Raw genomic sequence first — 13,675 nt, forward strand, 5'->3', positions numbered from 1 at the left:
TCATGTCGTTGCTGCCGCGCGCGTCGGACTGGCGCCCCGCCGTCCGCGCGCCCGGCGCCGACCTCTTGGCCGGGCTGATCGTCGCGCTGGTGGCCCTGCCACTGGCGCTCGGCTTCGGGATCAGCTCCGGGCTCGGCGCGGCCGCGGGACTGGCCACGGCGATCGTCGCGGGCGCGATCGCGGCGGTCTTCGGCGGCTCCCGATTCCAGGTGTCGGGCCCGACGGGCGCGATGACGGTCGTGCTCGTGCCGATCGTGCATGAGCACGGCGCCAATGGCGTACTGACCGTGGGCCTGCTAGCTGGTGTGCTGCTGGTCGTGCTCGCCGGGCTCGGTGTCGGTCGGGCGGTCCGCTATATGCCTGCTCCGGTGATCGAGGGGTTCACCGCGGGCATCGCGGTGGTGATCGCGCTCCAGCAGTTCCCAGCGACCTTCGGGATCGCCGATGCCGAAGGCGAGAAAGTATGGCAGTCGGCATTCGACGCGGTCCGGCAGTGGCTCGCGGATCCGAGCCTCGCGCAACCGCTGATGGCGCTCGCGGTGGCCGTGGTGGTGCTGATCGGCGGCCGGTATCTGCCCAAGTTGCCGTTCTCACTGGTCACCGTGGTGGTGGCAGCGTTGATCGTCGCGGCATTCGATATCGATATCGCGCGCATCGGCGAGCTGCCCGCAGGATTGCCTGCGCCGTCACTCGGCTTCGTGGAATGGGAGCAGCTGGGTTCGCTGCTGTTGCCCGCGCTCGCCGTTGCCGCGCTGTCGGCACTGGAATCGCTGCTGTCGGCGACCACCGCCGATTCCATGTCGGTGGGCACCCGTCACGATCCGGACCGGGAACTGTTCGGCCAGGGCCTGGCCAACCTGGCGGCGCCCCTGTTCGGTGGTGTGCCGGCCACCGGTGCGATCGCCCGCACCGCGGTCAATGTCCGTTCCGGTGCCCGGACCCGGCTGGCCGCGCTGTTCCACGCGGTGATCCTCGCCGCAATCGTCTATCTGGCAGCACCGTTGGTGGCCGATATTCCGCTGGCGGCATTGGCCGGCGTGCTGCTCGCGACGACGGTCCGCATGGTGGAGGCGGCCTCACTCACCGCGATCGCCCGCGCCTCACGCGGTGACGCGCTCATCATGGTGGCGACCTTCCTGGTCACCGTCGCGGTGGATCTGGTGACCGCCGTGGTGATCGGCGTCGCGGTAGCGATCGTGCTCGCCCTGCGATCGGTGGCGCGCGAGGCCCGGCTGCACCAGGTCCCGCTCGACGAATCCGATCATCTCGCCGAAGAACACGACCTGCTGCGCGACCACATCGTGGCCTACCGCATCGACGGCCCGCTCTTCTTCGCCGCCGCCCACCGGTTCCTGCTCGAGTTGACCGAAGTCGCCGATGTGCGTGTGGTCATCCTGCGGATGTCGCATGTCACCGCGGTCGACACCACCGGTGCGCTGGTGCTCAAGGATGCGATCAGCAAACTCGAGCACCGCCATATCGCGGTCCTGCTCTCCGGTGTGCGCCCCGTTCATCTGCGTCGGTTGACCGCGATCGGCGCACTGCCCTCTGGTGGCGAGGCGAGCGTATTCGCCGGCACCAATGACGCGATCGACTATGGTCGCGCCGTGCTATCCGCATGAATACTCTCGGGATCGGGGACAGGCTCGCCCCGGGCACGCCCGATAGGGTCGTCAATGTGAACGTGGATGTAACTCCGCTACCGGGAATCGGTGTGCGTAAAGATTTTCAATTGACGGGTGTCCGTCGCCGGATCGGTGTGATCGACCACAAGGACGGCAGTATCGACCTAATCTTCACCAAGGTCGGCGATCCCGACACCACCGTGCAGATTCCATTGAGCGAAGTCGAAGCAGGCGTGCTGGCCAATCTGCTCGGTGCGCCGCAGCTGGTCGCGCAGTTGCGCGAGGAACACCGCGATATGGACGGGGTCAACACCCGGCAGCTGCCGATCCTGGACGGTTCGCCCTACGACGGGCGGACCTTGGGTGAGACCGGGATGCGCACCAGAACCACCTCGTCGATTGTCGCCGTGATGCGGGCCGGTCAGGTCATCGCCTCACCGGGGCCGGACTTCGCGTTCACCGCGGGAGATCTGCTTGTCGTAGTCGGTACCGGTGAGGGCCTCGAGGCCGCCGCCCGGATCCTGACCGACGGCTGACCGGTGCAGGTGAGTGCAACCGCGCTGGCATTGATCCAGTTGGGGGCGGTGTTCTTCGGGCTGGGTGTGCTCGGGCGAATCGCGGCGAAGATCGGTATGTCTCCGATTCCGCTGTATCTGATCGGTGGTCTGGTTTTCGGCGAAGGTGGATTCGTTGAACTGCATGAGGTGGACGAATTCATCCACCTGGCCAGCGAAATCGGTGTGGTGTTGTTGTTGCTGCTACTGGGGCTGGAGTACAGCGCGTCGGAACTGGTGACCGGGATGCGAAGATCCTGGCCCGCCGGCCTGCTCGATATCGCACTGAATGCCACGCCGGGCGTGATCGTCGCCCTGATGCTCGGTCTCGGGCCGACCGGCGCTATCGCGATGGCAGGAGTCACCTATATCTCCTCCTCCGGCATCGTCGCCAAAGTGCTCAACGATCTGGGGCGCCTCGGCAACCGGGAAACCCCGGTCGTGCTCTCGATCCTGGTATTCGAGGATCTGGCCATGGCCGGCTATCTGCCGGTGCTGACGGCGGTGCTGGCCGGTGTCGGATTCGTCGCGGGGTTGAAGACACTCGGTATCGCGTTGATCGCGATCACCGTCGTGCTCGTCGTCGCGCTGCGCTACGGCAAATACGTCTCGGCGGTCGTAGCCAGTGACGATCGCGAGATCTTCCTCCTCAAACTGCTCGGTGCCGCGTTGCTGGTGGCCGGAATCGCCTCGGCCGTGCAGGTCTCGGCCGCGGTCGGCGCATTCCTGCTCGGCATCGCCATCTCCGACTCCACCGCACACAACGCCACCAAAATCCTGGAACCGCTGCGGGATCTGTTCGCGGCGATGTTCTTCGTACTATTCGGGCTCAGCACGAATCCGGCCAGCATCCCGCCGGTGCTCGGCTGGGCGATCCTGCTGGCCGTGATCACCACCGCAACCAAGATCGCGACCGGCTGGTGGGCGGCCACACGCGCGGGTGCCACCCGTCTCGGCCGGGCGCGCGCCGGTGCGGCTCTGGTCGCACGCGGCGAATTCTCCATCGTCATCGCGGGACTCGCGGTGTCCGCCGGTGCGGTGCCCACCGGGTTCGCAGCCCTTGCCACGACGTATGTGCTGTTGATGGCGGTGCTCGGGCCGGTCGCGGCCCGCGTGGTGGAACCGGTGGTCGGGCTCATCGGCCAGCTGCCCAAGCCCGCCAAAGACCTGATCGACGAATGATCCGGCACGCCAGGCAGCGTCGAGGAGCCCCTACGCGGGACTGTTGCCGGGCATGGAGCCGGACGGTAGGGTGCCCAGAAGGTCAGCTGGGGAGGTGAGCGAATGGCTACCTGGCGGTTCACCGGCCTGGAGTTCGAGATTCTCTGGTCCGCGTACGGCCACGACCGGCTGCCGTACCCGCTGCGCTACCGCCCGGTCGCCGACGATTTCGAGGACCTGCGGCGCCAACGCGAAGCAGCGGTCGACGTGCTGCTGGAGAAGTACTACTCGGTCGAATTGGTCGATGTGCTCACGATCCTGCGTGAGCCGGAGGTGCGAGTCGAGGTCAAGGGGTACGGCGGCCGGAATATGGCTCGTACCTACCGCTTCCACGGTGCGATGAGCGGCTCCACCGGTGCGACACTCGTGCAACTGCCCGGCACGTCCGCCGATATCGGAGGCGATGTGATCGTCACCAACTGCGCGTCCGATCAGGTACCCGCGCAGGCAGTTGCCGCGCTGCCACCGGCACCCGCGGGCACCCGTCCGGCCGTGGAGGTCCGTCGCGCCGACCTGAGCGCTGACCGGTCCCGCTACGTGCGCCACGTCGACGAACTCAGCCTCACCCAGCAATTGGATCGCGTCTTCAAACGTCAACGGCAATCGCTGGGCGAGATCATGATCTTTCCCGGCCCCGCCGTCGACGCCAGGCCCGCCTTCGGACGCAGCTTCTGGTGGATGGATTACGAGGACGGCCGCTACTACGTCAAAACCGGCGACCCCATCGTCGCCAAACCGGCAGGGCCTACCGCTCTGAGCAATGAGATCGCCCGACTCGCCGGGCTGACCCGTCGCTTCTATCGCGAAGATCGCGAGCACCACGAATACCTGCGCGTCAATCGCTGAGCCAGGCGACCAACCCCATCTTTCTCGACGAGAGTGAGAAGTTCTGATGTCGACTTCCCCTGATGTGCGCTCGGCGCGACGCGACGAAATCGGTCCGCTGTCACACACATTGGCGGCCGCGTTCCACGAAGATCCGGTCTCGGTGTGGTTGTGGCCCGACCCTGAACGGAGAGCCGCCGGGTTGCCGCGCTTCTTCGGTGCGATGACCCGGCACCACCACTTCGCCACCGGCGGCGTCGACATTGCGCTGGACGGTTCCGGCGCCATCGGCGGCGCGGCCCTATGGAATCCGCCCGGAAGGTGGCACCACTCGACGCTGTCGGAACTGTTGATGCTGCCGCAGTTCGCGCGCGCCATGGGCACCCGATTGCTGGCAGGCAAGCGGATGGGCGACACCATAACTGCCCGCCACCCCCACGAACCGCACTGGTATCTCGCGGTGATCGGCAGCGATCCCGCGCAGCGCGGCCGCGGTTACGGGCACGCTTTGTTGCGTGCGCGGCTCGATCACTGCGACCGTGAGCAGGTGCCCGCTTATCTGGAATCGAGTAACGAATCCAACATCGGCTACTACGAGCGGTTCGGATTCGAAGTCACCGACACCATCACCACCCCGGACGACGGCCCGACCCTGTGGGCCATGTGGCGTCGACCGCGCTCGGGCAGCTGAACTGCCGCGGGGCGATCAGGCCAGGTGGTGGGTGAGCTGGTGGACGGCCTCACCCGGATGGGTGGCGAAGATGGGTTCGCCGACAGCCTGCAATTTCCAACCGGTCGCCGCGAGATACAGCTTGGCCATCACCATGCCGGTGTGTGGGCCGCCGCCGTGCAGGTCCAAGTGCGCCAGTTCGGCGCCTGTGCCGGCGTCCACGAGACGGCAGAAGGCATTGCGGATGGTGTCGAAGCTGTGGCCGTGATAGCTGGTAACCACCAGGACCACGGTCGCCACCTGCGGATGAATCCGGGACAGGTCGACCGTGATGACCTCGTTCTCCCCGCCACCCTCACCGGTCATGCTGTCACCGAGATGGCGCACCGACCCGTCGTTGGAATTGAGCTGGGCGAAGTAGACCGCATCGAGCAGATGGTGGTCGTGGTCGAAGAGGAGCGCGGCGGCGTCCAGGTCGGCGGGCGCCGCAGCGCCACCGACGTGGGTGTGTCCGGGGACGGGATCCCAGCCGAGACCGAGCCGCACCAAGTCCAGCGTGGGACCGGTGCTGGTGCGCAGCCGCACCACCTGTCCCGGCAGGAGTCCGATCGGCCGGCCCTCGGGTAGTACTGCCGCGTCCACCTGCTCACGAGCCGCGGCGCGGCGACCCACCTGGACATGGCTCTCGGCCAGCACCGCCGCGAAACCTCCGGCATGGCCGCGCCCGACCGTGGCGATCCCCCAGCCCGCCCCGGTGCGTTCGATATCGACCGCCACCACCGCCGACGCGGTGCCGAGCCCGTCGAACGCGGTGCGGTACAGACTGTCACCGCGGCCGTCGGCGACCTCGATGGCGGGCGCGTCTGCCTCGGCGAAACTGCGGTGTGGATTATCGAGGGCTACAACGACCCGAACGGTGGTCGCCGCATGGGGAATCGAGGACAGGTCGACGTGCAGGGTCGGCGCGGGCGCGACTCCCGGCCCGGCAAGCCGCAATCCCTGCGCCTCGGCTTGGCTGCCGAAAACGAAATCGGTTTCGTCGTGGATGGCGCCGTCGGGGCCCAGCAGAATCGCCGCGAGATGCGCGGGTATCGCCGTCCGCGCGGTAACGACCAGGTTGTCGGCGGCTATGGGGACGATCTGTTGCTGTTCGAGCCCTTCTGTCACGCGCATCCCTTCATCGTGTGCCGGTGAACATGCGGTGCGCCAACGCATTCCCTGCGAAAATGCACCGCGTGCCGATCGGAGGGGTTCCCCCGACGGTTCCCACTGTAGGTGCCGCGCGTTTGCGGACAAGCGATTCGGGTGAATGCGGATGGGCGCCCGTCCATCGACGAGCCGTTCGCCGATTCGGTCGAACGCCGACGAGCCGAGCGGTATCCGTTGTGGGGTTCTTCTGCCTGAACTGCTCAGGGCCTCATGGGCCCGACTTCGGGGACAGCAGTGCGGACAGCGCGTGAGCCGACTGCGGGTATCGGCCGACAAGGGCACTGAGCGCCGCAATTCGGGCGCTCTGTGCACCTGCTTCGGGCTGGTGCCAGGTGGTGTCCTGGCCCAGTGCTGTGGCCAGCGCGGTGCACGTATCGGGGTGTGCGAACAGCAGATCGGTGACAGGGCCCGTCGCAGGCACCGATGTCGGCGCGGTGACCGCAGGGGAAGCAGACCACGGTGCCGTCCACGAGTCGATTGCGGGCAATGTCGCCGGGAAGGTGCGCCCGGCCTCGGTGACCAACCCGGGAACGAAGTCCGCTGCCTCCAGCCGCAACGTCTTGATCAGTGTCGGCAACCACGGCAGCAGCACCGCATCGGGTAGCCGGCCGAATGCCTTGGACAGCAACTCCACCACAAACGGTTTCAACGCGGGTGCGGGCTCCAAGGCCTGGAGGAAGCCGCTGAGGTAGCGCGGGAAGGACGGTACGACGAGCGGGTTGGCCAGCATCTCGTCGCACCGCGTGCGCAACTCGGGCAAGGTGACAAGCCCGAGCTGGAATTGCGCGGCCCACAGCAGCGCCACTTTGTCCGGCGATTCCGGATGCGATTGGCGCACCGCCAGTTCGAGCTGGGTGTGATCGCATCCCAGCGACAGCGCGAGGTTTTCCATGCCGAACAGGAACCCGAGCATGGCGCCGACTTGCCGGGTGCCGGTGTCGTCGTCGGTGAAGGCGATCGGCAGCAGGGTGCAGTAGTGGGCGTAACCCTCGGTGACGAAGCGGCGGCTCCACTCGGGCAGCTCGGGTCCGGTGCCGCGGAAATGGTTGAGTAGCCGCCGGATCCGACGCAGCACCTCTGGTGCGTCGTCGACAGTACGTTCGGCCGACAGCAAGGCGACCGCGCGGGACCCGAGTTCATCGGCCAACCGCACCTGGTCGAGATAGACCAGCGCATCCTCGACCGCCCCCAACGCGGCGGCGGCGGTGGCGTCCGCGGCGGCGACCTCACGGCGCAGCCGGTGCTCGAGCACCTGCTCGACGGTCACACCTTCGTAGCCGAGTTCGACCAGTCTGCGCTGGTGCCTGCCCAGCGCCAGATCCCAGCTCTCCTGGATCGACCGTTCACCCAGACCCCGCGAACCCATGATCGGGCGGGCAGCATCGGGTGGCAGCAATCTGCGCAGCACCCACAGCAGATCCGAGCATGGCCGCAGCTGCGGATCAGCGCGCAGGTCGAGCAAGGTGCGCTGGATGGTGCGCTTGGTCTGATCCAGTCCGAGCGGGGCCAGCCGGTCCAGCACGTCTCGTGCCAGCGGCGGCAACGCGTCGTAGCCGACCTGGCCGATGCGGTCGCCACCCAGCAGGATCTCGCACAGATGACGCACATCGCGACGCCCCGGAACCCGATCCTTCTCGATACAGGTGATCGCGGCATCCTGGAAGTCATACGGAGTCGGCCGCGCCCGATTACGCATGCCCGCCAGCAGGATCGACGTCTCGAACACCGCGATGGCGTCCGCGGTGGAGGCCAGATAGCCGTTGCGGCGTGCCAGCCGCACGATGTCGACCGACCATTCCAGCAGTTCCGCTTCGTCGAGCTCGTCCAATGGCGGTGGACTCGACAGGAAGCCGGACAGCCGGTCTGTGACATCGGCGGTCACAGGGGCGATCGCCTTGCGCTTGGCCCGCGAACCTGTCGTCTTCGCCCCGAGCCGGAATGCCGACAGCCCACCGCGCCTGAGCCCCTTCGACCATGTCGCCGCAGCAATGGAGACCGAGCCGGGAGCGGACCCGAACTGCGCTTCGATGGCGGAATGGCTGGACGGAATCAGCCCATAACGCCATTCGGTGGCGGTGCGCGGTTCGATCACGTACGGCTCGCCCTCATATCCGACGCCGAACTCTTCGACCCGGCTGGCCGCATGGAAGGCGCCGCAGATGTAGAGACAATTCGCCGGATCGGTACCGGTCGCCGCCAGGTGCTCACGCATGCGCGTCCACATGTAGCGCTCGCGGTCTTCGTCGCGGTCGTGGTCGCGGGTGGGCCGCAGCCGGCGGAACAGACTGCCGATCATCACCATGACCTGGCGGTAGGTGTCGTAGTCGGCGCCGGTCAACGGCTGTTCGACATATTGGTCCCACCACTCCGACCAGTGCCTGACCTTGCCGTGATGGAGCAGGTACTGCTCCAGGTCGCCGAAACGTGGACGCAGATCGCCGATGTCGATACCGACCGCGTCTCCGTGCAGCGCCACCTCCTCGTCGGTGTCGGCCGTCTCACCGGGCGGACCCGAATCCTGCGGCGACCATTGGAAGACATGATCGGTTGACCGGTCGACCAGTACCAATTCCACGCCCGGTGTGCCGAGTGCATAGGCGATGGCCTGGTACTCGGCAGACGCCTCGGTGATCGGCGCGACCACCGACAGCGGCGCCCACTGTGCCGGAAATCCGTCGAGCTCGCCGGCGAAGGCCTGTAGTGCCACCGGAAGCGTGCAGTTGTGCAGTTCGTCCAGCAGGGGGCGGAGATCTTCACACAGTTCGAGATAGATGACCGCGGGCCGCTTCTCGTGTAGCCGCCGCACCATCGCCAGCGCGGAGGCAGGCGAATGGTGACAGACCGGGAAGATCTCCAGCTCTTCGCTCAGGGCACGGTCGACGTCATCGACCATCCCGGCGAGAATCTCGCCGAGTACGCCGGGCCCGGTGGCGAACTCGGTGGCAGCGTCGGCCAGCTGCTCGCGCAGCGCCGCGAAGGTGCTCACGACAACCTCGCGATGGCGTCCCGCCCACCCTCCAGGAACTGCGTCCAGGCGCCGCCTTGGTCCTTGCTGCGGGGCTCGACGACGCCGTGCCAGTACTTGTTGAGGATGGTGAGATCCTCCGGGCTGCGCCGCGCCAACGAACCGACCAGCGAACCCGCCAGGGTCTGGGCACTCAGGGTGGTGTCGCCGAAGAACTGACTGTGCAGGATCGCATCCTCCAGCACACCGATCTGCTCGGCGGTCGACAGCGCCGACTCCAGCTTGTCGTCGTCATTGGTCGCGGCATCGGCCGCTGACCGCAGGTCGGCGAAGCTGTCGAGCAGGATATCGAGCAGCGTGGGCGGCAGCTCGAGCTCGATACGGTGGCGGCGCAGCAGCTCGGTGGTGCGGAATCGGACGATCTCGGCCTCGCTGCGCTTGCTGGTGACCACCGGGATACGCACGAAGTTGAACCGCCGTTTGAGCGCCGAGGACAGGTCGTTGACACCGCGGTCGCGGCTGTTGGCGGTAGCGATGATGGAGAAACCCGGCTGAGCGAAAACGATATTGTCGTCGTCGAGTTCGGGAATCGAGACGTATTTCTCCGACAGGATGGAGATCAACGCGTCCTGCACATCGCTGGTGGAGCGGGTCAACTCCTCGAAGCGGCCGATGGTGCCCTGTTCCATCGCGGTCATGATGGGGGAGGGGATCATCGACTCGCGGGACTGACCCTTCGCGATGACCATCGAGATGTTCCACGAGTACTTGATGTGGTCTTCGGTGGTGCCTGCGGTACCTTGCACCACCAGCGTGGAGTTGCGGCTGATCGCCGCCGAGAGCAGTTCGGCGAGCCAGCTCTTACCGGTACCGGGATCGCCGATCAGCAACAGACCTCGATCGGAGGCAAGGGTGACGATGCTGCGTTCGACGAAACTTCGGTCGCCGAACCACTTCTGCTCGATATCGCGGTCGAGGCCGTCGGCACGTTCGGAACCGAGGATGAACAGTCGCACCATCTTCGGGCTCAGCCGCCAGGCGAACGGCTTCGGACCGTCATCGATCGATTCCAGCCAGTCCAGTTCTTCGGCGTACTTGACCTCGGCGGGAGCGCGCAGCGCATCGGACATGGTCGGGACTCCTTCAGTCGAGAAAGTTCTTCAGCTCGGCGACGAGCTTGCGGATATGGCCGGAGATGACGGGGGTGCCCATGGCTTTGAACCGTTGCCGGAACCACGGATTGACGCTCTGGTGGCCGGAGGAGTTCACCGAACCCACCGGGATGAACTTCACCCCGGATCGGTGCACCGACTCCATTGCCTCATACAGCGGCTGGGACCGGTCGAACTCGTAGAAGTCCGAAATCCAGACCAGCACCGTGTTCTTCGGGTCGGTGATCTTCGGCTGGGCCATCGCCATGGCGACCGGGCCGTCGTTGCCGCCGCCGAGGTTGGTGCGCAGCAGCACCTCGAACGGGTCGTGTACCCAGGGAGTGAGATCGAGGGCACGGGTGTCGTAGGCGATCAGATGGACGTCCACCTTGGGCAGACCCGCGAAGATCGAGGCCAGGATCGTGCAGTTGACCATCGAATCGACCATTGACCCGGACTGGTCGACCACCACGATCATGCGAGCCGGGGTGGTGCGCTTGGCGGTCTGCCGGTAGAACAACCGGTCGACGTAGAGCCGTTCGTCCTCGGGGTTCCAGTTGGTGAGGTTCTTCCATATCGTGCGGTCGACATCGAGATTGCGCAGGATGCGTTTGGGTGGCACCGAACGGTCCATCGCCGCTGCGGCGGTCTGCTTGACCTGGGTGCGCAGCACTTCGGCGACCTGATCGACATAGCGCCGGATCAATGCCTTCGCATTCGCCAGCGCCACACCGGACAGGTTCGTCTTGTCGCGCAGCAGCTGTTCGATCAGCGACATGCTCGGTGTCAGCTTCGCAGCGAGCGCCGGGTCGGCGAGCACCTCACGCAGCCGCATCCGTGATACCAGCTCGCCCTCGAGTTCGGACAGCACGCCGTCCATCTCGCCGCTGCCCTGACCACCGAGCGCACGCCGGAACCACCCCGCATCGCGTTGCCAATCGACGAGCTTCCCTGCGCTGACGCCGCCGCTGCCGGTGGCGAACACATTGAGCAGCAGCTTGGATACCAGGGCCGCCGAGCGGACCTGTTCGCGATCGATGGCGGCCGGGGAATCCGGTGCAGTTGACGAGGTATCGGCTTCGTCTGTCGAACAGCGTTCCTCGGCACCGCCGTTATTCGCTGAGTGCACGGCGGCATCACCCGCCGGAACTATCGCGGGCGCCATGGAAGCTGATACCGGCAGCTGCCCGGAGCTCGGCACGGGGGTGATGCACAGCGTATCGAACTCGGCGACGAGCTCTGGGAAACGCTGAACGACATTGTCGACGGAAACGCCGGGATCCAGGAGCACCGGTGGCAGGCCGAGATCCTCGACGACGGCGACGCTGCCCGATTCCAGCGCCGGTTGTGGTTCGTTGCCGAAGATGGTGGCGAGCATGCGCCAGTACAGGATCTGACGACGGGTCTCATCGGACTCGGCGGGCGTGGGTATCTCACTCATGTGCGCAGCAACCGTCCTGCCCGCTCCCGCAACACCGCAACGGCATCACCCGATTTGGCCTGTGCCTTCAGCACTTTCGGGTCCGTTGGTCCGCAGGCCCAGTCGCCACCGTGCACATCGACGACCTTGCCCTTCACCTTGCGCTGCACCGCAAGTGGACGCAGCGACCATCGGCCGTGTTCCCAACGGAGCAGAGCGATACAGGCAGACGAACCGCGCACCGCTTCGGCATCCAGCGGCCCGCACGACGGCAGCCGCTCGGCGTCCACTGCGATCGCGGAGCCATCGAGCTCGAGCACGCCATCGCTGATCCGGTAGCCCTCGAGCAACACCGGCTCGGCGATGTGGACCGGATCTCGGTCCAGCGGAGACGCCGCCGCGGCGACTGCACCGGGCAGTTGCACCCTGGCCGTGGCGAAGGGATCGGCGGGGTCACCGACGTCTGCGCGTGCGTCGTCCCACAACAGGTCGCCACCGGGCAACATCGGCATATCGGTCAGGTCGAGTGATCGGTGCGCGGCAAGGGCGGTGAGCAGATGCTGGTGCGCAGAGAGCAACTGCCACACGGCTGCGCCGACCACGGTATCGACTTTGGGCGCCGAGACACTGATTCGGACTCGCCGCGTCGTGGTGTGGTCGGCGGGTTCGAGCACCGCATACACCTGGGCCTGAACCGCTGACCCGTGCTCGTGCATATCGACACCGACGATGAACAATCGCCCGGAGACCGTGGCGGTCTCCGACGACGCGGGAACACCGGGACCACGCGTGGTGAGCAGCATCGCCCGGCTCCACAGATCAGCCCAGCGTCGGACGGGAACACGCGGCAGTGTCGCTATCGGCACGCAGGCCCGCAACTCGGCGGCGAAGCCGTCGAGGAGAAATGCCAGACGGCGCTGGTCCGGTAGGGCGAGCAGAGTTTCGATGGTGTGGTCGGCCGCGGCCACCAGATCGTGGTCGACGCCGCGCCACCCGGTGATCGCGAGCTCCTGCAGCCAGGACCGGCAGGCCAGGACCGCGCCGTCTGCCGCGCCGCCGGCGGAGGGCTCCGACCACGGCAGGCGTTCCCGCCCGGTGGCGGTGTCGAGCCGGTCAAGCAGCGCATCGTGGATCGCACCGAGCAGAGCGGCCCTGGCACCGGCGAGCGCGGTGAGATCGTCGGGTGTCGGGGCGGCGGTACCGAGGCCCGCCACAGCTGCCGCTGCCGCGGCACCGAGCGGGGAACCGGCGACAGCGCCGGCGAGCGTATGCGCCGCATCGACGGTGCCCGCGTCGAGCCTGGCCAGTCCGTCGACCAGCGCGTTGTCGAATCCGGCGACGACCTCCAGCGCCTCGATGACCCCGGCGGGTGTATCGGCGGTGAGTTCTTCGAGTTGGACGGCAAGCATCAGTCGGCCCCTCCCAGGGCCGGGAACCAGTGCATCTCCGGGATCGGCGTGGTGGTGCCCGGCAGTTCGAGATAGGCGAGGTGGCGCAGGAATCTACTGAACACCACGGCAGCGGGAGCGGGTTCATGGACAGGTGAGAGGGCCTGGGCGACAGTGTCGCCCTCGACAACCTCGACGCCGAGGTACCGCGCGACCCGATCGGTGCCGTACTGCACGACTGCCTCGGCGATCAGCGCCTGCACATGCTTGCAGGGGTACGCACCGCGCAGGCCTCCGCACGGACGATTGTTGTTCGTGCTGCAGCTGAGCCCGTGCGTGGCCGCCGATACGGAGGACACGTAGACCCGGCCGATATCCGAGCCGCTGGACACCACTCCCTGGAGCCGGCCGTCGGCGAGTTCGACGAACGGCACCTTCGCGAGCTTGCGGGGCGCGACCGCGGGAACCACCCGCACCACCGACGCACGTTCGTACTCCTCGTCGGAACTCGATTCCGGTGGATTCACCACCGAGACACCAGATATCACCGCACTCCTCCCCGTCCGATCGACATGGCACGAACCTACGTGAGCCCACCGACAAGTCCCGGCCCGCGGCGCGCACCGGCGCCAACCTGCACGAAGCTT

The 13,675-nt window shown here is 66.8% G+C and carries 11 protein-coding genes; 5 read left to right on the plus strand and 6 right to left on the minus strand.

Translation table 11 applies throughout. The features are described from left to right. The first annotated feature begins 2 nt into the window (after positions 1-2). From GV792_RS15420 to GV792_RS15440, 5 genes are all read left to right on the plus strand, one after another. On the plus strand, positions 3-1,622 hold the full coding sequence (locus tag GV792_RS15420) for a SulP family inorganic anion transporter (protein ID WP_163824793.1): 1,620 nt from the start codon (positions 3-5) through the stop codon (positions 1,620-1,622). Between the two features lie 56 nt (positions 1,623-1,678). Further along, complete coding sequence (locus tag GV792_RS15425; RefSeq protein WP_163824794.1) at positions 1,679-2,161, plus strand: cation:proton antiporter regulatory subunit; 483 nt, start codon at positions 1,679-1,681, stop codon at positions 2,159-2,161. Between the two features lie 9 nt (positions 2,162-2,170). Continuing rightward, entirely contained in the window at positions 2,171-3,361 is a 1,191-nt protein-coding gene (locus tag GV792_RS15430; protein WP_163824795.1) for a cation:proton antiporter, read from the plus strand. Between the two features lie 102 nt (positions 3,362-3,463). Next, positions 3,464-4,246 carry an ESX secretion-associated protein EspG gene (locus GV792_RS15435; RefSeq protein WP_163824796.1) on the plus strand — a complete coding sequence of 261 codons (783 nt, stop codon included), beginning with the start codon at positions 3,464-3,466 and terminating at the stop codon, positions 4,244-4,246. A gap of 46 nt (positions 4,247-4,292) precedes the next feature. Then, positions 4,293-4,916: a GNAT family N-acetyltransferase gene (locus GV792_RS15440; RefSeq protein WP_163824797.1), complete on the plus strand. Its 624-nt coding sequence runs from the start codon at positions 4,293-4,295 to the stop codon at positions 4,914-4,916. Positions 4,917-4,931: 15 nt separating this feature from the next. Here GV792_RS15440 and GV792_RS15445 read toward each other — a convergent pair whose 3' ends face one another. The 6 genes from GV792_RS15445 to GV792_RS15470 all read right to left on the minus strand — a co-directional run bounded on the left by GV792_RS15445 (position 4,932) and on the right by GV792_RS15470 (position 13,576). Next, complete coding sequence (locus tag GV792_RS15445; protein WP_163824798.1) at positions 4,932-6,068, minus strand: TerD family protein; 1,137 nt, start codon at positions 6,066-6,068, stop codon at positions 4,932-4,934. A 244-nt stretch (positions 6,069-6,312) separates the two neighbouring features. Then, the gene (locus GV792_RS15450; RefSeq protein ID WP_163824799.1) at positions 6,313-9,090 is read right to left on the minus strand and encodes a DUF5682 family protein; all 2,778 of its coding nucleotides are present in this window, start codon (positions 9,088-9,090) and stop codon (positions 6,313-6,315) included. After that, complete coding sequence (locus tag GV792_RS15455) at positions 9,087-10,199, minus strand: ATP-binding protein (RefSeq protein WP_163824800.1); 1,113 nt, start codon at positions 10,197-10,199, stop codon at positions 9,087-9,089. The genes GV792_RS15450 and GV792_RS15455 overlap by 4 nt, the downstream gene beginning before the upstream one ends. Before the next feature lie 13 nt (positions 10,200-10,212). Beyond that, positions 10,213-11,661, minus strand: a complete 1,449-nt coding sequence (locus GV792_RS15460) for a VWA domain-containing protein (RefSeq protein WP_163824801.1) — start codon at positions 11,659-11,661, stop codon at positions 10,213-10,215. Beyond that, complete coding sequence (locus tag GV792_RS15465) at positions 11,658-13,049, minus strand: hypothetical protein (RefSeq protein ID WP_163824802.1); 1,392 nt, start codon at positions 13,047-13,049, stop codon at positions 11,658-11,660. Before GV792_RS15465 ends, GV792_RS15460 begins: the two co-directional genes overlap by 4 nt. Continuing rightward, positions 13,049-13,576, minus strand: a complete 528-nt coding sequence (locus GV792_RS15470) for a hypothetical protein (protein ID WP_256668199.1) — start codon at positions 13,574-13,576, stop codon at positions 13,049-13,051. Before GV792_RS15470 ends, GV792_RS15465 begins: the two co-directional genes overlap by 1 nt. Positions 13,577-13,675: the final 99 nt, after the last annotated feature.

The sequence above is a fragment of the Nocardia cyriacigeorgica genome (assembly GCF_010868145.1).
Lineage (GTDB): Bacteria > Actinomycetota > Actinomycetes > Mycobacteriales > Mycobacteriaceae > Nocardia > Nocardia cyriacigeorgica_D.